The sequence below is a fragment of the Acetobacter ghanensis genome (genome assembly GCF_001499675.1).
GTDB lineage: Bacteria > Pseudomonadota > Alphaproteobacteria > Acetobacterales > Acetobacteraceae > Acetobacter > Acetobacter ghanensis.
In genome coordinates this window covers 222,496-241,866 of the sequence record NZ_LN609302.1, presented here as the reverse complement: position 1 = coordinate 241,866, position 19,371 = coordinate 222,496, and the positions used below count along the sequence as shown (strand labels likewise).

Here is a 19,371-nt window from a genome sequence, read left to right as displayed (position 1 = left end):
TTTTTACGCGTCCAGATGGGCTTTCAGGGCTTCGTTCACCATGGCCGGGTTGGCCTTGCCCTTGGTTTCTTTCATCACCTGACCAACAAAAAAGCCGAACAGCTTGTCTTTGCCCGAGCGGTATTCGGCCAGCTTGTCCTGGTGTTTTTCCAGCACGGCGGTAATGGCCGCATCAATTGCACCCGTATCGGTAACCTGCCGCAGGCCCTTCTTTTCCACGATGGCATCGGGGCTTTCACCCGTTTCCACCATGTCTTCAAAGACTTCCTTGGCAATTTTGCCGTTAATGGTCTTGTCCGCAATCAGGTCCAGCATCTTGCCCAGTGCATCAGCACTGACCGGGCTGGTCTCGATGGTGTTGCTGGTGCGGTTGAGGGCGGCAAACAGGTCGCCCATAACCCATGTGGCAGCCAGCTTGCCATCGCGCCCACGGGCCACGGTTTCGTAGTAGTCTGCTACGGCCTGCTCGGCGATCAGCACCCCGGCATCGTAGAAGGAAATGCCGTATTCGGCCTGAAAGCGCGCGCGCTTGGCGTCTGGCAGTTCGGGCAGGTTGGCGGCCAGTTCGTCCACCCATGCCTGTTCCAGCACCAGCGGCAGCAGGTCGGGGTCGGGGAAGTAGCGGTAGTCATGCGCATCTTCCTTGGAGCGCATGGTCCGGGTTTCGCCTCGGCCGGGGTCGAACAGGCGGGTTTCCTGGTCCACCTCGCCCCCGTTTTCCCAGATTTCTACCTGGCGGGCGGCTTCCACCTCAATGGCCTGCATGACAAAGCGGATGGAGTTGACGTTTTTGATCTCGCACCGTGTGCGGAAGGGTTCCCCCGCCTTGCGGACCGATACGTTAACGTCTGCGCGCATGGAGCCTTCTTCCATGTTACCATCGCAGGTGCCAAGGTAACGCAGGATCTGGCGCAGTTTGCGCAGGTAGGCCCCGGCTTCTTCGGGCTCACGGATGTCAGGCTCGCTCACGATTTCCATCAGAGCCACGCCGGAGCGGTTCAGGTCCACAAAGGACTTTGTGGGGTCCTGGTCATGCAGCAGCTTACCGGCATCCTGCTCAAGGTGCAGGCGGGTAATGCCGATCTCGCGCACATCGCCATTTTGCAGCTCAATGCTGATGACGCCCTTGCCCACAATGGGGTGCTCGAACTGGCTGATCTGGTAGCCCTGCGGCAGATCGGCGTAAAAGTAGTTCTTGCGGTCAAACCGGCTGTGCAGGTTGATCTGCGCGTTAAGCCCGACCCCTGTGCGAATGGCCTGCGCCACACATTCGTGGTTGATGACCGGCAGCATGCCGGGGAACGCCGCATCTACAAGGCTGACCTGTGTATTGGGGTCGCCCCCAAAGGTGGTGGACGCACCGGAGAACAGCTTGGAATTGCTGATAACCTGTGCGTGGACTTCCAGACCGACCACAATTTCCCATGTGCCGGTGCGGCCTTCAATTGTGTAGCTCATGCGCCTGCTCCCGCATGTACGGACGGCGTGTGCGTAAAGCCTGCCGCCGCTTCCAGCGCGCCGCCAATGGACAGCACGGTTTCTTCATCAAAATGCTTGCCAATAACCTGTAGCCCAAGTGGCAGCCCGGCACCGTCCAGCCCGACAGGGACAGAAAGTGCTGGCACGCCAGCCATGCTGGCAGGCACGGTAAAGATGTCGTTGAGGTACATCTGCACCGGGTCGTCCATGTTTTCGCCCTGTGCAAAGGCGGCGGACGGGGCGGTGGGGGTCAGCAGCACGTCCACGTTTTCAAACGCGTTTTCAAAGTCACGCTTGATCAGGGTGCGGACCTTCTGGGCCTTCAGGTAATACGCATCGTAATACCCGGCGGACAGAACATACGTGCCCATGAGGATACGGTTGCGCACTTCCTGCCCAAAGCCTGCGGCACGGGTGGCTTCGTACACACCATCCAGTGTTGGCGCATCCTTGCGCAGGCCAAAGCGGATGCCATCGTATCGTGCAAGGTTGGAAGAGCATTCGGCCGGGGCAATAATGTAGTAGGTGGTCAGCCCGTAGCGTGTGTGGGGGAGGGAGACATCCACCACCTCGCAGCCTGCGGCCTTCAGCCACGCAATGCCCTGTTCCCACATGGCCACAACCTCGGCTGGCAGGCCGGGTGCGCGGTATTCTGCGGGAATGCCCACGCGCAGGCCTTTAACACTTTTGCCCACGGCTTTGTGGAATTCGGGCACGGGGCGGTTGGAGCTTGTGCTGTCCTTGGCATCAAAACCCGCCATGGCTTCCAGCATCAGCCCGGCATCGGCCACGCTGCGGGTCATTGGGCCTGCCTGGTCCAGCGAGCTGGCAAAGGCAATGGTGCCCCAGCGGCTGCACCGGCCATAGGTGGGCTTAAGGCCGACAATACCGCAATAGGCGGCGGGCTGGCGGATGGAGCCACCCGTATCGGTCCCCGTTGCGGCCAGTGCCATACCAGCGGCAACAGCAGCGGAGGACCCGCCGGAGGAGCCACCGGGCACAAGGGCGGTTGCCTCGTCGCCTTTGCGCTTCCACGGGTTTGTGGCCGGGCCAAAGGCAGAGTTGATGTTGGCCGAGCCCATGGCGAACTCGTCCAGATTGGTCTTGCCAAGGAACACAGCGCCTGCGTTCAGCAGGTTGGCGGTTACCGTGCTCTCATACGGGGGCACAAAGTCGGCCAGCATCTTGCTTGCGGCCGTGGTGCGTACGCCCTTGGTGCAGAACAGGTCTTTTACGCCAATGGGCAGGCCATCCATAATGCCAGCCGTACCTGCTGCGTAGCGGGCATCGGCTGCGTCCGCGCTGGCCAGTACGTCGGCTTCGGGCAGGACGGTAATGTAGGCGTTAAGGGCGGTGTTCAGGCGGCCAATGGCGTCCAGATGAGCCTGTGCCAGCTCCCGCGCGGAAAACTTGCGGGCGGCAAGCCCTGCACGGGCTTCGGTTAGGGTTAGACCGGTCAGCATTATTCCACCACCTTGGGTACGGTATAAAAGGGGCCAGATGTTTCTGGTGCGCAGGCAAGCAGGGCATCGCGGCAGTTGCCGTCGGTCACCTTGTCTTCACGCTGGCGCAGGGTTTCTGTTTCCGTTCCCACCATGGGCGGCACACCCGTAACATCTACCTCGGCAAGCTGGTCAATCCAGCCCAGAATACCGTTCAGCTTCTGGCGCGTGGCCTCAAGCTCGTTTTCCTCAAGCCCTATACGGGCCAGTTTTGCGATGCGTCGGGTGGTCGCAAGGTCTAGCGACATGAGAGTGGGCCCCTCTTTCTTCAGTCTGAATAGAGAATTGCACCTAGCATAATCGCGCGGAAGGCAACATACCATGGGCATGACTCTTCTCACTCTTCCCCAATTAGCTGCCACCCTGCCCAGACATGCCCGCCTGCTGGGCATAGACCCCGGGCGCAAACAGGTGGGGCTGGCCCTGTCTGATGTGTCCCGTATGGTGGCGTCCCCCTTCCAGACCGTAAAGCGCGGCAAGCTGGGGCAGATGGTAACCCTTATTCGTGCCGTGGCGCAGGAGCATGAGGTGGCCGGGCTTGTGGTGGGGGTTCCCCTCTCGCTCGATGGGTCGTTTGGACCGGCAGCGCAGGCCAGCCGGGACTGGACACTGGCTTTGTCCGAACAGACGGGACTGCCCGCCTGCCTGTGGGATGAGCGCCTCTCCTCCTCCGCAGTTAACCGGATGCTTATTCAGGAAGCGGATATGTCCCGCGGGAAGCGGGCCGAGATGGTGGACAGGCTGGCCGCCGCCTACATTCTACAGGCAGCGCTGGACAGCCTGCCGGGGGCTGAAGCGCCACTCTGATTACAGATTGGCGGCTTATATTTGCCACAAAGCCATTGCACACCCATGTAACAGAAGACGTGACAAGATATTTGAGAAGGATAGGCCCAATGACCAAACAGTCGTTTGCTACTGCACTGATGACCATGGTGGGTGCCGCTGTATTTGCTGTAAGCCTTCCTGCTGCTCCCGCACACGCGGAAGAACAGGGTGCGTTGACCAAAGCATGGGATTCCACCCGTCAGGGCACAGAAAAAGCGTGGGACAAGACCAAATCCGGCACGTCCGAGGCATGGGATAAAACCAAAACAGGCTCGGAAAAAGTCTGGGACAAAACTAAAACCGGAACAGACAAGGCGTGGGACAAAACAAAGTCCGGTAGCGCCAAGGTATGGGACAAGACCAAGTCTGGTACGTCCGAAGCATGGGATAAAACCAAATCCGGCACCACCGGCGCAGCGCATGACGTTGGCAACTGGGGTGAACGTACTGGCAAAAAAATTGGCAATACGGGCAGCGCCGTTGGGCATGACATCCACAACGGCCTGACTGACGACAACAAATAAGTCGTCGCGGTTCTTACAAAAAACCCGCCATCCTGACCGGAGGCGGGGTTTTTTGTGCTGTAATCAGCCAGTTGTGTGGGCAGGCAGCCGATTAGGCCAGCATGTCCAGACCGCTGGTGTCGTTCTGAGCAGAATCGGAAGCAGAACCAGAAGAGTTGGAAGAACCGCCCGTGGTGGTTTCGGACAGGATGTCCCCGCTTGCATTCTTCACGATGGTGGTGATGGACCCATCGCTGTTGAACACCTGGCTGGTGGTCGTGGAGGAAGAAGAGGAGGAGGAGCCGCTGCTACCGGAAGTAGAAGAGCTGGATGAGGAGCTGGTCGAAGAAGACGTGCCAAACAGGCTGCTTACAGCACTGCTGCCGCTCAGGCTTGAAATGGAAGAAGACATTGAGTGATGTCCCATTATCTAATGAATTAAAAAACGTCGGTATTTTCGTGCCTGTGCGCGGAAAATGTCAATCTTTATCACTCATGCCCGATGCGCGGTTTAGGGGTGTGGCGGAATGGCACCATGGTGTGACATTGCCGCTGATATAACAGAAATTTTGCAAATTCGGACATATGGCGTGCAAGGCCGTTTTGTTGGGTCGGTAGCCCGGATGGCCAAGGTCTATGCCGGAGCAGGCGAGTATGGGATTTCTATATTTTATAAATCGAAAAGTATAATTTATATAAACAGATTTTTCGTTTTTCTGCGTATGTGTTCTGGTTCCCCACTGGGGAGAACATCGGCGGACATGGTGCTGGCCGCAGGGGGCAGGTGCATGCACCCTGAGTGTATCAATGACCCGCGTTGCGTGGCCACCAGAACGCGCGGCGTGTTGTGCGTAACGTGGTCAGTCTGGTGAGCAAGGCCCGCCAGTAGGCTTCAAAAGCAGTCATCCTGCGCCCCTCTTCTGAGCTTAAAATCTTTTTTAAGGTTAGGGGCTAATCATGGCCTGACTATGACGGCACGGCATTTTGCAGGAATTTTGCCCCGTGTCGCTCATTAAAAAAGGCGACTCCCACAGGGGAGCCGCCCTTGATGTTGCCTATGCCGTAGAGGCTGGGAGATCAGGCTTTGGCTTCTTCCACCAGAATCTGCTCAATAATATCCAGCCCTTCATCCAGCAGCGCGTCGGATGCGGTCAGCGGGGTCAGAATGCGGATGGTTGCGCCCTGCACGCCGCAGGCCAGCAGGATCAGCCCTTTTTCGCACGCTTTGGCGCACAGTTTGGAGGCAAAGCCTGCGCGCTGTTCAACACCTGCATGGCGTTCCAGAATGTCAAAGGCGATCATCGCACCCAGCCCGCGTGGCATGCTTACGGGCAGCAGGTCCGTGCGCTTGTGCCAGCCGGTAATGCGGGCCTTCAGGCGTTCGCCCATGGCGTTGGCGCGGTCGAGCAGTTTTTCTTCGTCAATCACATCCAGCACGGCAAGGGCTGCTGCGCAGGCAAGCGGTGCGCCAGCGTAGGTGCCACCCAGCCCGCCGGGGGGTACGCTGTCCATCAGGTCCGCACGGCCAATAACGCCAGAGAGCGGCATGCCGCCAGCAAGGGACTTGGCAACGGAGATTAGGTCCGGTTCCACGCCGGAGTGTTCAATGCCAAACAGCTTGCCGGTACGGCCAAAGCCGCTCTGCACTTCATCGGCGATCAGTTTAATGCCGTGCTGGTCGCACAGGGCGCGCAGGTGCTTGAGCAGTGCTGTGGGAGCCACGCGGAACCCGCCTTCGCCCTGCACGGGTTCAATAATAATGGCAGCCACGTTGCTGGGTGCAATATCGGCAGCAAACAGGAAGTGCAGCATCTTCAGGCTGTCTTCCACCGTAATGTCATGGTCGGGGAAGGGGATGTGGTACACTTCGCCCGGCAGCGTGCCAAACGGTGCCTTGTAAGGCAGGACCTTGCCGGTCATGGCCGAAGCCAGCAGCGTGCGGCCGTGGAACCCACCGCAAAAGGCAATGACGCCATTGCGGCCGGTGGCAGCACGGGCAATCTTGACCGCGTTTTCGGTCGCTTCCCCACCGGTGGTGAAGAAAATGGTCTTGGCCGGGCCGGAGAAGGGCGCGCGGGCGTTCAGCTTTTCGGCCAGTTCAATGTAGGATTCGTAAGCCGAAACCTGAAAAGCCGTGTGCGTAAAGCGTTCAAGCTGCTTCTGCACTGCGGCCATCACCTTGGGGTGGCGGTGGCCCACGTTCAGCACGGCAATGCCGCCTGCAAAGTCAACGTAGCGGCGGCCTTCCACATCCCACAGCTCCGCGTTTTCGGCCCGGTCGGCAAAAACGGGGGTGGAGGTGGCAACACCGCGCGGCACGGCGTTGTGGCGGCGGGCCAGAAGGTCTTTGTTTGTGGTGCTCATTTCAGGTTTGGCTCCGGGTATTGCGTCATGTGGTCAGGCCGTTGGCTGGGCCAGACAGGCATGGTCGTTCCGTAAGTGTTTTTATTGTGTGATGGGAGGCGATTTTTTGGTGCGTAGGTGGTGACCAGAAAACAACACCCCACTACCGGGTGTAAAAGCCGGGTCAGGGCGGGGGGAGGCGCGTGGCGTCTTCATCCTGCTCCACCTGTTCCATCAGCCAGTTGCGGAAGGTGCGCAGGGAGGGTTTTTCCCATATTTGTTCGGAGGCGCGCAGCACGTAGGCGCCCAGCGGAGCTTCCTTAAGGGGGGTCTGGGTGGGTTGCACGCGCACCAGCCGCCCGGTCAGCAGGTCATCCCCCAGCAAAAACGGGTTGCCCAAGGCTATGCCTTCGCCCGCACGGGCGGCAGCCAGCGTAATGTGGGCCTGCCACAGCCTGCCCGCTGTGGGAATGACGGAGGCATGAACGCCCTGCGCCGCAAACCAGCGCCGCCATTCCGTATCGTCCTCCTCATGCAGCAGAGGGGCGTCCAGCAGGTCTTCCGTGGTGCGGGGCTGGCCACCAAGGGTTTGGATACATGCGGGGGACGCTACGGGAAAAACCGGCGGCCGGGCTATGGCCATGTGGCGGACGGCGCGCGGTTCTGGCGTTGTGCTCCCATCACGCACGTAGCCGATCTGGGCATGGTTGGTGGATTCCACCCCGCTCACATGGAAAGCCGCGCTGGCATCCACCGAGCGAAGCAGCACCTCCATATGGGGGTGCGATTTGCGAAAAGCATAGAGCCGGGGCAGCAGCCAGTGGTAGGCAAACCCATGCGCGCAGGTCACCGTAAGTGGGGCCACGCGGTTACGCATGTCTGCCGTGGCGGTAGCCAGCCCGTCCAGCAGGGGGGCTATGCGGTCGTAATAGGTGTGGCCCGCCTGTGTCAGGCTTCCGGTGGCCTTGTCCCGCAGGGTAATGCCGAGCGAGAGTTCAAGGTCGCGAATGTGGCGGCTGATGGCCGCATGGTCCACGCGCAACTCCGTGGCCGCCCGTCGGATGCCACCCGTGCGGGCAAAGGCGACAAAGGCGTTCAGCGCGGACAGGGGAGGAATACGGTAGCGTGGGTCCATAACGGGGCGGGTACGTTGCACGGTTGGGGTTGCTGGCACGCCATTGGAGGCCAAACGCCCCAAAAAGCAAGGTCTGGCCCCGCTCTACCTGCCTGCCATGCCGGATGGTGCGGCGCGCGGAGTAGGTTTTTGCGTTGCAAAGCACCAGAAACATGGGGTATTGCGCACCCATTATAGCCAACGGTCCCGCGCAAGCGGAATAAAAGGGAATGCCGTATGCTCCCGTTTGGGAGACCAGTCGGCAACTGCCCCCGCAACTGTAGGCGGAGAGTCTCTGGTCCGAGCGGCTTCCAAGCGCCGCTGCCACTGGTTGCCCGGCAACCGGGAAGGTTGGACCAGATGCGTTGATCCGCAAGTCAGGAGACCTGCCGTTGCCGCTCATATCTTGATCGCCGGACGGGGGTGCCGGAGGTGGATGGTCGCTTATGTTTCTTTGTGTCTGACAGCCTTTTTTCCACACGCGCATTTCTTCAAACGCAAACCCGCTCAGGGTTGGAAAAACAGGCACACAATTCAATGATCTTTTTACGTAAAACACATGGTCTACGGTGGCGTCTTGCCCTGTTGTGCCAGTCCGTTACCGTTGCGGGCATGATGCTCCCAGCCACTGCCTTTGCGCAGAATGCGGAGACACAGCTGGAGCAGGACCGGCGACGCATGGGCAATTCTGGCCCGCTGGTTTCGGAAGTAGACCCGGCCACGGTGCGTGACAGTATGCGCGCGGCAGAAGCCGCTGCGGCCAAACCCGATGATGACCACCCCGATATGAGCGACCACCTGCTGGGCAATATGTGGGGTGCGCGCGACTGGATGGCCCGCCACGGCATTACCTTTGACATTCAGGAAGTGGACGAACTGTGGGGCAACACCACAGGCGGCACAGCATCCTCTGCCGATGGGGCAAATGGCTCGGGCACCGGCCCCGCCTATGACGGCATGACCATGCCAACCCTGACCGTGGATCTGGAAAAGCTCATCGGCCTCAAGGGCGGGATCTTCAACATCAGCGCACTCCAGCTGCGTGGGCGCTCGATCTCACAGGATCATCTGGGCGTGTTCAACCCGGCCTCCGGGTTCGAGGCCGACCGCTCCACCCGCCTGTTCGAACTGTGGTACCAGCAGTCCTTCCTGGACGGTAAGCTGGACGTCAAGGTCGGGCAGCAGGATCTGGATACCGAATTCCTGATTAGCGATTACGGCAGCCTTTACCTCAACTCCAATTTTGGCTGGCCCATGGCCCCATCGGTCAACCTGTATGGGGGTGGGCCCTCATGGCCGCTGGCCTCCCCCGCCATCCGCATCCGCTACCGGCCTACGGACCAGTTTACCGTCATGTTCGCCGCGGCCGATGATAACCCGCCGGGCAACCGCTACAACTCCCTGCCCATCCAGCAGGCAACCGGTTCCATCAGCGGGTCCAGCAATGACCCGACCAGCCAGAACGCCAACAACAACGCCTCTGGGCACCCAGTTCAACATGGGCACGGGGTCGTTGCTGATGACCGAGCTGCAATACGCCATCAACCCCCAGCCCGAGGATATGTCCAAGGTCACCAAAGACCCCGGCCTGCCGGGCATTTACAAACTGGGCGGGTATTATGACACGGCCAAGTTTGCAGACTACCGCTACAACAAGAACGGTGGTTCGCTGGGGGCTGCGGTCGCAAATGGCGGGTCCGAACGGGACCTGACCCCGCGCTGGGACCGGGGCAACTGGATGGTGTACGGTATTATTGACCAGATGATCTGGCGGCCCTCGCTCCAGTCTCCCCAGTCAGTGGGTGTGTTTGCGCGCGCCACGGGGAACGGAGGGGACCGCAACCTGATCAGCTTTGCCGTGGATGCGGGCATTAACCTCAAGGCCCCTTTCAAGGGGCGGGATAATGACACGGTGGGCGTGGGCTGGGGCATTGGCCGTGCGTCCTACGGCCAGCGCCAGTTTGACCGCGACTCCGGCTCCCACGCGCAGGGGAATGAAAACCATCTGGAAGTTACCTACCAGGCGCAGGTCATGCCGTGGTGGGTCATGCAGCCGGACTTCCAGTATGTGTGGAACCCTTCGGGCGGTGTGGCCGACTGGACCGGCACCAAGCGCATTGGTAACGAGGCCATCTTCGGCCTCCATTCCAGCATCACTTTCTGAATAACGACAGAAGCAGGCAGGGGGATGACACAGGAGGATGGCGGCCCGGCAGTTAAAAGTCTTGCCGTGTGGTGCTGAAAATCTATGATGCCCGCACGACAACCATGAGACTATCCATATTTTCTGACCGATCCGCACACGCTCCGCGTTGTGCCACCATGCCAAGACATAAAAGGATAACACCATGAACACATCTGTTCATACGACCGCCCCCGCTCTGGTGGCCGATGCCGGTATTCCACTGCGCGACATTCTGCCGTGGGGTGTATTCGGCCTGATCGTTGCTGCACTGCTGATCTATTTTGTGGGTGCGGAGCAGGGCGCTACGTCCCTGATTTCTGGCCATGCCGTGCATGAATTCGTGCATGACGGCCGCCATCTTCTTGGTTTCCCCTGCCATTAAATAATTAGTCGTCAGGAAAGATCCGTCTCATGGTTGGTCGTCTTCTCGCCCGTGGCATGGCCGCGGGTATTGTGGCTGCATTGCTGGGGTTTGTTTTTGCCAAGGTGTTTGGCGAACCGCAGGTTGCTCTGGCCATTGCGTTTGAAGCAGCACAGGATGCCGCAGCAGGTAACGCCCCCGAACCTGAACTTGTTAGCCGTGCGGTGCAGGCCTCCTATGGTTTGCTGACTGCGGTGCTCATGTATGGCGCGGCCTATGGCGGCATGTTCGCCATTGTGTTTGCACTGGCTTACAAACGGCTCACACTTTCCAGCCCGCGTGCGCTGGCGCTGCTGCTGGCCGGGGTTGGTTTTTTAACCTTTGTGCTCATTCCAGATCTTAAATATCCGCCCAACCCACCTGCTGTTGGGTTGGAGGAAACCATTGGGCTGCGCACGGGCATGTATTTTGCCATGGTCGGCATTTCCATCGCTATTTCCATGATCTCGCTGCTGGTGGGGCGTGCCCTGTCAGCCTCTCTTGGGCGTTGGAATGGGGCGCTGTGCGGCATAGCCCTTGGCATTGCGCTGGTTGTGCTGGCGCAGTTCGGCCTGCCGGATATTAACGAAGTGCCCGATAATTTTCCCGCTGTTGTGCTGTGGCGGTTCCGCGAAGCCGCTATTGGTATGCAGCTTGTAATGTGGTCCGCGCTTGGGTTGATCTTTGGCGCACTGGCCGAAAAACTTCTGCAAACGTCCCGTGTGCAGGCGCGCTAAAGCGTTCTGCCACTGGCGTTGAGGTATAAAAAAGGGCCACGCGTTTGCGTGGCCCTTTTTGTTTGGGCAGAACGTCCGGGTGTGACCCGCCTTACGGCAAGGTCACGCTGGCATTGGTTAGAAAGTGATGCTGGAATGGAGGCCGAAGATGGCCTCGTTACCAATGCGTTTGGTGCCGGTCCAGTCAGCTACACCGCCCGAAGGGTTCCACACATACTGGAAGTCCGGCTGCATGACCCACCACGGCATGACCTGCGCCTGATAGGTGACTTCCAGATGGTTTTCGTTCCCCTGTGCGTGGGAGCCGGAGTCGCGGTCAAATCTGGCGCTGCCCGTAGGAGGCACGGCCAATGCCCCAGCCCACGCCCACCGTATCGTTGTCACGGCCCTTGAAAGGGGCCTTGAGGTTAATGCCCGCATCCACGGCAAAGCTGATCAGGTTGCGGTCCCCACCATTCCCCGTGGCGCGTGCAAACACACCCACTGACTGCGGAGACTGGAGCGAGGGCCGCCAGATCATCTGGTCAATAATACCGTACACCATCCAGTTGCCCCGGTCCCAGCGCGGGGTCAGGTCCCGTTCGGACCCGCCATTTGCGACCGCAGCCCCCAGCGAACCACCGTTCTTGTTGTAGCGGTAGTCTGCAAACTTGGCCGTGTCATAATACCCGCCCAGTTTGTAAATGCCCGGCAGGCCGGGGTCTTTGGTGACCTTGGACATATCCTCGGGCTGGGGGTTGATGGCGTATTGCAGCTCGGTCATCAGCAACGACCCCGTGCCCATGTTGAACTGGGTGCCCAGAGGCGTTGTTGTTGGCGTTCTGGCTGGTCGGGTCATTGCTGGACCCGCTGATGGAACCGGTTGCCTGCTGGATGGGCAGGGAGTTGTAGCGGTTGCCCGGCGGGTTATCATCGGCCGCGGCGAACATGACGGTAAACTGGTCCGTAGGCCGGTAGCGGATGCGGATGGCGGGGGAGGCCAGCGGCCATGAGGGCCCACCCCCATACAGGTTGACCGATGGGGCCATGGGCCAGCCAAAATTGGAGTTGAGGTAAAGGCTGCCGTAATCGCTAATCAGGAATTCGGTATCCAGATCCTGCTGCCCGACCTTGACGTCCAGCTTACCGTCCAGGAAGGACTGCTGGTACCACAGTTCGAACAGGCGGGTGGAGCGGTCGGCCTCGAACCCGGAGGCCGGGTTGAACACGCCCAGATGATCCTGTGAGATCGAGCGCCCACGCAGCTGGAGTGCGCTGATGTTGAAGATCCCGCCCTTGAGGCCGATGAGCTTTTCCAGATCCACGGTCAGGGTTGGCATGGTCATGCCGTCATAGGCGGGGCCGGTGCCCGAGCCATTTGCCCCATCGGCAGAGGATGCTGTGCCGCCTGTGGTGTTGCCCCACAGTTCGTCCACTTCCTGAATGTCAAAGGTAATGCCGTGGCGGGCCATCCAGTCGCGCGCGCCCCACATATTGCCCAGCAGGTGGTCGCTCATGTCGGGGTGGTCATCATCGGGTTTGGCCGCAGCGGCTTCTGCCGCGCGCATACTGTCACGCACCGTGGCCGGGTCTACTTCCGAAACCAGCGGGCCGGAATTGCCCATACGTCGCCGGTCCTGCTCCAGCTGTGTCTCCGCATTCTGCGCAAAGGCAGTGGAGGAAAGGAGAGATAACGCAACAGATACAAAAATAGTCTTGGAAAAAGCTTTATTTTTTTTGTGTTGGCTGAGCGGTGTATGGCGTGATGCCAGACAGAAACGTGACATTGAGATGCGCCCCATAATGCGAATAATTATCAAAAACATTATTATGATAATGGGGGGTAAGGTGAATGTGTTATGATTGCAACCCAGAGATACAAAAAAAGGCAGGAATATGGCAATATTCCTGCCTTTGTTTACTTAATATTCAGAAAAAATTATTTCTGAGGGTAGTTAAACGTAAAGGATTCCGTAAACGGCGCCCAAAAACCGGGGGTGCCGGTTTCCTTGTCCGTGTGGTGCAGGAAGCCATTGGTTTCAGGCGAGCTGTAGCGGAACACAACCGTGTAGGTGCCCGGACCATCCATTTTGACGTTGTTGGCGTAGTGCGCACCGTCTTTTGCGGTCATGGCATGAAGGACGCCTTCATTCTTCCAGCTGGAACCCTTTTTGGTCAGGGTGTAGTCCACGCCAATGTAGGGAACCCATGCACCATCGGGAAAACCCCAAGGGTTGTCAGCCGTAGCGTGCACGTCGGTTTCAAGGTGAATGGTGTCCGTGCCCATAGCCATGTCTTTGGTCATGGGGGCCATGTCCACGCCAATCAGGTAGTTGGCGGCAATTTCCATGTCATGGGCCTGTACCGGGCCACCAACAGGGTATTCACGCGCCATGGCGGGGGCGGCATACGCGGCGGAAATAGCCGTCAGAACGGAAAAGACTTTGATGCAACGCTTCATTTCAGGTCTCTATGATCAGGTGTGCCTGTGGGCACAGGGTTGAAAAGGTGGGGTTTTATGGTGAGGAGGGGTGTGGGCGGGTGCGCACAAAGCGTTCCGTAACCAAGAGGCACACAAGGGTCAGACCCCAGACGAGAATCTGAATTCCGGTTGGCCTGTCGGTGTAACCAGCAAGGGCTTTGGCCGTGCGGCCAGCAAGGCTGCCATCGGACAACAGCCAAGACGTATCCCAGATGTCGTAACCCAGTGCCGGAATAAGGTCATCGGATGCAAGCAGAGCCGCAGCCTGAGAGGCCATGCCTGCCGCCAGAATGGAGACAAGAATATTGGTAACGGCAAACAGATGGCGCAGGGGAATAATGATCAGCCCGCGATACAGGGCGTAAGACAGTGCCGCCCCGCCCAGAACACCCAGCAGGCCACCACTGAGCAGAGAAACCGCGCCAACATGGGCGGATACCGCAATACCATACAGGAACAGCACAACTTCCATGCCTTCGCGCAGCACGGCCACAGCCACCACGGTTGCCATGGCGCCAAGCGAGCGGCTGCCAGCGGAGACCGCAGCGCCCATCTGCTTCATTTCCTGCGCCATCTCACGCCCATGCCGCGCCATCCAGATGACGTGCCATGAGAGCATGAGCACGGCCACGCACAAAATGGCGGCGGAAAAGATGTCCTGCCCGTTGCCGGAAAAAGCCGTGGACAGCGCGCCCGCAAAGGCCGCAGCAATGGCGGCTCCGGTTACGCCTGCGGCAATGCCGCCTGCTACCCACCAGCCACGCCCCGCAATTCCACGTGTTGCCGCCAGCACAATGCCAATGACAAGGCCGGCTTCCATAACTTCACGAAAAACGATGATCAGACTGCCAAGCATGGTTCAGGGCTTTGCTTCTGCGGTGACTGTCCCCTTGGCCTGATCGGGGTGGTAGTCATCAAAAAAAGTGTATTCTCCGGGGTGGAGCGGGCCAGCGTGCACACGAATTTTTGAGCCGGGGACAATAATTTTTTCAAACTTCATGTCGTAACTCTCAAATTCGTCTGTTGTCGTGTCCTGATTTTCCAATTCAATCATGAACCGCTCACCAGCAGGGACGCTCAGATGATCAGGTTCAAAATGATGATCTTTGAGTGTAAGGTGAAAAACGGTTTGCGCCTGAGCCTGCACGGGAGGAAAAAGATACATCCCGCTTAAAAGGGGGAGGGCTGCAAAAAGCCGTTTCATTTTGTGGTTCTCCGCTTGTCTTGACTGTTTGGGTTAGTGAGAATCATTATTAAAGTCAATGTTTGTACCGATCGGTGAATTGTAATCTTATGTCGAACCATCCTCTGGCTTTTATGCGTCTGCCAACAGACCTGCTTATGGCGCTGGACAGCCGGACGTTCCACTTCTGGTTTCAGCCGATCCATTATCTGGTCAGAACGCTGCATATCCTGAGTATGGCTGGGTTTTTTGGCTTGGAGATGCTGTTTGCACTTGCGGTTGTCCAGCAGATGGAGCGGGATGCACTGGTGCGATTATCGCGCTTTATGCTGCGTCCTTTGCATATCAGCTATGGCATAGCCATGATCACGGGGTTCGCTCTTTTCTTCTACGACCCGGTCCATATTGGCGCTCGTGCTTATATTACACCCAAGCTATTGGCGCTTGTTTTGTCTGGCGTGCTGGAATGGTACGGTCACAAAGCCTTGTACTGGCCGATTATGAGAGGGCGGGATGAGGAAACATCCTTGTGGTGCAAGGTGTTTTGTCTTTCGGCTTGTCTGGTTTGGGTCGCGGTTATTGTGTTTTCGTGCCTCAATTCCGAGGGCGTGCCCAAGGTCTTTTTGCGGCATTATTTTTAACGCGCGGTCAAAAAATATGGAGAACAGGTTAACCTATTCTCCATATTTATAAATATTTAGGCAGTTATATAATAAATACTCTTATTCGGCGGCAACATACACCTTGCCGCCTGCCTGACGGAATTCCTCATTCTTTTGCTCAATGCCCGCAAGGCGGATTGCATCTTCCTTAAGGTCCTGACTGATTCGCATGGAGCAGAACTTGGGCCCGCACATGGAGCAGAAATGCGCGGTCTTGTGCGCATCACGCGGCATGGTCTCATCATGGTAGGCGCAAGCCGTATCCGGGTCGAGCGAGAGGTTGAACTGGTCCTCCCAGCGGAAGGAGAACCGCGCGCGGCTCAGAGCATCATCCCGCAGTTTGGCCCCTGGGTGCCCCTTGGCCAGATCGGCCGCGTGGGCGGCAATGCGGTAGGTGATAACGCCTGTTTTAACGTCGTTCCGGTCGGGCAGGCCAAGGTGCTCCTTGGGGGTGACGTAGCAGAGCATGGAGGTGCCGAACCAGCCGATCATGGCCGCCCCGATGGCCGAAGTAATGTGGTCGTAACCCGGAGCGATGTCGGTCGTTAATGGGCCAAGCGTGTAGAACGGGGCCTCGTCACATTCACGCAGCTGCTTGTCCATGTTCTCCTTGATCTTGTGCATGGGCACGTGGCCCGGCCCTTCGATCATGACCTGGCAGCCCTTGGCCCACGCAATCTTGGTCAGTTCGCCCAGTGTTTCCAGCTCGGCAAACTGTGCCGCGTCGTTGGCATCGGCAATGCTGCCCGGACGCAGGCCATCCCCGAGCGAGAAGGAGACGTCATACGCACGCATGATGTCGCAGATGTCTTCAAAATGTTCGTACAGGAAGCTCTCGCGGTGCCCGTTCAGGCACCAGCTTGCCATGATGGAACCGCCGCGCGAGACAATGCCCGTTACACGGTTGGCGGTCAGCGGCACATGCTGGAGCCGCACCCCGGCATGGATGGTAAAGTAGTCCACGCCCTGTTCGGCCTGCTCAATCAGCGTATCGCGGAACACGTCCCAGTCCAGCTTGCTTACATCCCCGCCCACTTTTTCCAGCGCCTGATAAAGCGGGACCGTGCCAATGGGGGTGGGCGCGTTACGCAGGATCCAGTCGCGGATGTTGTGGATGTTGCGGCCTGTGGACAGGTCCATAACCGTATCCGCACCCCAGCGGATGGACCACACCAGTTTTTCCACCTCATCGGCGGCAGAGGAGGTAATGGCCGAATTGCCGATATTGGCGTTCACCTTGACCAGAAAGTTACGGCCAATAATGACCGGCTCAAGCTCAGGGTGGTTGATGTTGGCGGGAATAATGGCGCGGCCACGGGCGATTTCTTCGCGCACAAATTCCGGGGTCACAAATTCGGGCAGGGCGGCGTTAAAGGAGTTGCCGTCCTTCAGCTGTGCGGCGGCTTCGTCCAGCGCCTTCTGGCGGCCCAGGTTTTCGCGGTGGGCGACGTAGATCATTTCCTCGGTAATGATCCCGGCCTTGGCAAATTCATACTGCGTGACGGGCTTGCCCTGCACACCCTTGAGCACCTTGTGCGGTGCCGGGCAGGGCTGGACAAGGTAGCTGCCCTCGGCACCACCATTGTCCTCTGGGCGGATGGAGCGCGGCGTTGTGGGGGCTAGGTCGCGTTTGGCAAGCCATGCGCTGCGCAGCTTGGGCAGGCCTGCACGGACATCAATGTGCGCAGTCTGGTCCGTGTAGGGGCCGGACGTATCGTACACCCGCAGGGGCGGCTCGTTGGCCGATGGGTCGAGTGCGATCTCACGGAACGGTACGCGGATATCCGGATGCCCATCGGGGCTGGAATAGACCTTGCGTGACCCACGGATGGGGCCAGTGGTCACCTGACCCGGTGCGGGGGCAGCCGTGTTGGCGGGCTTGGGGTTTCCACCCTGTGTGGATGGTGGGGCTGTGGTGGTGGCAGACATTGCAAAATCTCCTCAGGCGCGAGGAGGACAGGCCTGAAAAGGGAGACAGCCACGAGATTGATGGCGGCACCATGCCGGTTACAGGCAGGGCGTTTGTTCCTTGCACAGGCACCAGTCCCTCCGCCGGTATGAGCCGGATCAGGTTCCCCGCCAGAACCGTATGTTGCTGGCGGCAGGGTCGCCACGGTGCCTTCTGAAGCAGAAAGCGGGAGTGGCCTCTCAGTTCCTTGCCGGAACCCCCCTTGGTTATGTGTAAGCAGATAGCCTGAGGTGTGCCTGTGTCAAGCATTTACACCAATATGTGACTCAGTGGTGGATGCAGGGGCATGTTAGGGCGGAGGAGGACGTATGGATTCCGCCCGATATAGCGCGGTTTTTGCCATCAGTTTGTGCGATGACATGCAACATCCCAATTACACTTATAGAGAAAAATTAGTAAGGTATGCAAGTTTTTTCTAGTATGTCATGATTGTGTCATGCAGACAGAAAGAAATAAAACGCTTGATGCGGTAAAAAATCTGGAAATATCTCCTCACGCTCATTACGTTTTATGGATAGCCGCATTTGTGTCTGCGATTTGCGGTGGTCTTTACGGATATGACACGGGAATTATTTCCGGCGCACTTCTCCTTATTACCAAGGACTTCCATTTAACCTCCGTGCAGGAAGAAATGGTAACTTCGGCCATTCTGGTCGGGGCTGTTATGGGGGCCATGGGTGTCTCATGGTTTTCAGAACGGTACGGGCGGCGGATTTCGGTCATGCTGGTTACGGCCGTATTTGTGCTGGGGGCAGTAGCCTGCTCCTTTGCCTCCAGCGTGACCATGCTGGTGATTGACCGTGTGTTCCTCGGCTTTGCGGTGGGTGGGTCCACGCAGGTGGTGCCAACCTATATTTCGGAGCTGGCCCCTGCCGCCAAACGCGGGAATCTGGTCACCCTGTTTAATGTCGCCATTGGTATCGGCATTTTTCTGGCCAACCTTGTGGGCTTTACCATGCGGGATGCGTGGGGCTGGCGGCCTATGGTCGCCATTGCCGCCATTCCCGCAGCCATTGTGTTTATCAGCATGTTTTTCCTGCCCAAGAGCCCCCGCTGGGTGGCCGAGAACGAGGGCATGGTGTCCGCTGTCAAACAGCTTGGCCGTGTACGCACATCGCGCAAGGTGATCCAGCGCGAGATTACGGAAATCCGCAAAAACGTTATGGGCATGGATGAGGATGAGCGGGGCTGGAAGGGCCTTAAGCTCCCTTGGGTTCGCCCTGCACTGGTCGCTGCGCTGGGTATTGCGTTCTTTACGCAGGCCGGCGGTCTGGAGATGATGATCTACTATACCCCCACCTTCCTCTCGGATGCCGGGTTTAATAGCTCATCAGCTCTGCTGACCAGTCTTGGTGTGGCCATGGTCTATCTGGTCATGACGTTGCTGGGTTGCCTGTTTGTGGATCGCATTGGCCGCCGCCGCCTTGTGCTCATCATGGGGCCGGGGTCCGTCCTTAGCCTGCTTGGGCTTGGCATCATGTTTGCCCTCCACCCGGATAAAGGGAGCGTGGGGAGCTGGATGATTGTGGGCTTCCTGCTGCTGTTTATGGTGTTCAACTCTGGAGGCATTCAGGTTGTTGGCTGGCTGCTTGGGGCGGAACTGTTCCCGCTGCCCATGCGTGCGGTCGCCACCAGTCTGCACGCTGCTGTGCTGTGGGGGGCTGACCTGCTGGTCACAGCAACTGCGCTGTCTCTGGTTCAGCTTGTGTCCCTTGGTGGCACAATGTGGATTTATGCCGGGGTTAATCTGGCATCGGTTATTTTTGTTTACTTCTGTGTGCCCGAAACAAGTGGGGCAACGCTGGAAGACATCGAGATGGCCCTGCGTGATGGCGAGTTTGTGCCGCGCGCCGAGAACAACTACGCCATTCCACAATACACCGATGTGGAGGAAGACACCGCAACCACAGCACCCGCGCAGGCTGGCACCCCAGCCTGAGGGCGCTGCGTCTTTCTTACCCGCGCGGTCCAATGGTTGCGCGGGATATGCCATAAAAAAAGGGCC

At 58.6% G+C, this 19,371-nt stretch carries 17 protein-coding genes, 2 pseudogenes and 1 riboswitch; of the genes and pseudogenes, 8 read left to right on the top strand and 11 right to left on the bottom strand.

What is annotated here, in order from left to right; translation table 11 throughout:
• Positions 1–3: 3 nt before the first annotated feature.
• From gatB to gatC, 3 genes are read right to left on the bottom strand one after another with little or no spacing between them, the layout of a single operon-like run.
• The gene (gene gatB, locus AGA_RS01155) at positions 4–1,458 is read right to left on the bottom strand and encodes an Asp-tRNA(Asn)/Glu-tRNA(Gln) amidotransferase subunit GatB (RefSeq protein WP_059022645.1); all 1,455 of its coding nucleotides are present in this window, start codon (positions 1,456–1,458) and stop codon (positions 4–6) included.
• Positions 1,455–2,942 carry an Asp-tRNA(Asn)/Glu-tRNA(Gln) amidotransferase subunit GatA gene (gatA, locus tag AGA_RS01150; RefSeq protein WP_059022644.1) on the bottom strand — a complete coding sequence of 496 codons (1,488 nt, stop codon included), beginning with the start codon at positions 2,940–2,942 and terminating at the stop codon, positions 1,455–1,457. Before gatA ends, gatB begins: the two co-directional genes overlap by 4 nt.
• Entirely contained in the window at positions 2,942–3,229 is a 288-nt protein-coding gene (gatC, locus tag AGA_RS01145; RefSeq protein ID WP_025828657.1) for an Asp-tRNA(Asn)/Glu-tRNA(Gln) amidotransferase subunit GatC, read from the bottom strand. The genes gatA and gatC overlap by 1 nt, the downstream gene beginning before the upstream one ends.
• 79 nt (positions 3,230–3,308) lie before the next feature.
• Here gatC and ruvX point away from each other — a divergent pair, with 79 nt between their 5' ends.
• Both ruvX and AGA_RS01135 read left to right on the top strand, forming a co-directional pair.
• A complete protein-coding gene (gene ruvX, locus AGA_RS01140; RefSeq protein WP_059024564.1) occupies positions 3,309–3,788 on the top strand; it encodes a Holliday junction resolvase RuvX in 480 nt (159 codons plus the stop codon).
• Positions 3,789–3,877: 89 nt separating this feature from the next.
• Entirely contained in the window at positions 3,878–4,333 is a 456-nt protein-coding gene (locus tag AGA_RS01135) for an endoglucanase (RefSeq protein ID WP_231945878.1), read from the top strand.
• Between the two features lie 91 nt (positions 4,334–4,424).
• Here the strand turns inward: AGA_RS01135 and AGA_RS13980 are convergent, their stop codons facing one another.
• Positions 4,425–4,577, bottom strand: coding sequence for a hypothetical protein (locus AGA_RS13980; RefSeq protein WP_231945876.1), 153 nt, complete (start codon positions 4,575–4,577; stop codon positions 4,425–4,427).
• Here AGA_RS13980 and AGA_RS13975 point away from each other — a divergent pair.
• Positions 4,570–4,731, top strand: coding sequence for a hypothetical protein (locus AGA_RS13975; protein WP_231945874.1), 162 nt, complete (start codon positions 4,570–4,572; stop codon positions 4,729–4,731). The two genes, AGA_RS13980 and AGA_RS13975, sit on opposite strands and share 8 nt — an antisense overlap.
• Positions 4,732–5,389: 658 nt before the next feature.
• Here AGA_RS13975 and gabT read toward each other — a convergent pair.
• Both gabT and AGA_RS01120 read right to left on the bottom strand, forming a co-directional pair.
• Positions 5,390–6,676, bottom strand: a complete 1,287-nt coding sequence (gabT, locus tag AGA_RS01125) for a 4-aminobutyrate--2-oxoglutarate transaminase (RefSeq protein ID WP_059022642.1) — start codon at positions 6,674–6,676, stop codon at positions 5,390–5,392.
• Positions 6,677–6,839: 163 nt separating this feature from the next.
• Positions 6,840–7,790: a LysR substrate-binding domain-containing protein gene (locus tag AGA_RS01120; RefSeq protein WP_059024563.1), complete on the bottom strand. Its 951-nt coding sequence runs from the start codon at positions 7,788–7,790 to the stop codon at positions 6,840–6,842.
• Positions 7,791–7,954: 164 nt separating this feature from the next.
• A riboswitch (cobalamin riboswitch) is annotated at positions 7,955–8,177 on the top strand.
• 204 nt (positions 8,178–8,381) lie between these two features.
• Between AGA_RS01120 and AGA_RS01115 the strand changes: the two are divergent.
• The 3 genes and pseudogenes from AGA_RS01115 to AGA_RS01105 all read left to right on the top strand — a co-directional run bounded on the left by AGA_RS01115 (position 8,382) and on the right by AGA_RS01105 (position 11,091).
• A pseudogene (locus tag AGA_RS01115) lies at positions 8,382–9,933 on the top strand (carbohydrate porin).
• A gap of 184 nt (positions 9,934–10,117) precedes the next feature.
• A complete protein-coding gene (locus AGA_RS01110; RefSeq protein ID WP_048854940.1) occupies positions 10,118–10,336 on the top strand; it encodes a CbtB domain-containing protein in 219 nt (72 codons plus the stop codon).
• Between the two features lie 29 nt (positions 10,337–10,365).
• Positions 10,366–11,091, top strand: a complete 726-nt coding sequence (locus AGA_RS01105) for a CbtA family protein (RefSeq protein WP_059022641.1) — start codon at positions 10,366–10,368, stop codon at positions 11,089–11,091.
• A 117-nt stretch (positions 11,092–11,208) separates the two neighbouring features.
• Here the strand turns inward: AGA_RS01105 and AGA_RS01100 are convergent.
• From AGA_RS01100 to AGA_RS01085, 4 genes and pseudogenes are all read right to left on the bottom strand, one after another.
• Positions 11,209–12,857, bottom strand: a pseudogene (locus AGA_RS01100) (carbohydrate porin).
• Between the two features lie 152 nt (positions 12,858–13,009).
• The gene (locus tag AGA_RS01095; protein ID WP_059022640.1) at positions 13,010–13,531 is read right to left on the bottom strand and encodes an iron transporter; all 522 of its coding nucleotides are present in this window, start codon (positions 13,529–13,531) and stop codon (positions 13,010–13,012) included.
• A 55-nt stretch (positions 13,532–13,586) separates the two neighbouring features.
• Positions 13,587–14,408: an FTR1 family iron permease gene (locus AGA_RS01090; RefSeq protein ID WP_059022639.1), complete on the bottom strand. Its 822-nt coding sequence runs from the start codon at positions 14,406–14,408 to the stop codon at positions 13,587–13,589.
• Positions 14,409–14,411: 3 nt separating this feature from the next.
• Positions 14,412–14,756, bottom strand: a complete 345-nt coding sequence (locus tag AGA_RS01085; protein WP_083503494.1) for a cupredoxin domain-containing protein — start codon at positions 14,754–14,756, stop codon at positions 14,412–14,414.
• An 89-nt stretch (positions 14,757–14,845) separates the two neighbouring features.
• On the opposite strand from AGA_RS01085, the gene AGA_RS01080 reads away from it, so the two are divergent.
• A complete protein-coding gene (locus tag AGA_RS01080; protein ID WP_059022638.1) occupies positions 14,846–15,376 on the top strand; it encodes a hypothetical protein in 531 nt (176 codons plus the stop codon).
• An 81-nt stretch (positions 15,377–15,457) separates the two neighbouring features.
• On the opposite strand, the gene thiC is transcribed toward AGA_RS01080, so the two are convergent.
• Positions 15,458–17,326 carry a phosphomethylpyrimidine synthase ThiC gene (thiC, locus tag AGA_RS01075; RefSeq protein WP_059022637.1) on the bottom strand — a complete coding sequence of 623 codons (1,869 nt, stop codon included), beginning with the start codon at positions 17,324–17,326 and terminating at the stop codon, positions 15,458–15,460.
• A gap of 476 nt (positions 17,327–17,802) precedes the next feature.
• On the opposite strand from thiC, the gene AGA_RS01070 reads away from it, so the two are divergent.
• The gene (locus AGA_RS01070) at positions 17,803–19,305 is read left to right on the top strand and encodes a sugar porter family MFS transporter (RefSeq protein ID WP_059022636.1); all 1,503 of its coding nucleotides are present in this window, start codon (positions 17,803–17,805) and stop codon (positions 19,303–19,305) included.
• Positions 19,306–19,371: the final 66 nt, after the last annotated feature.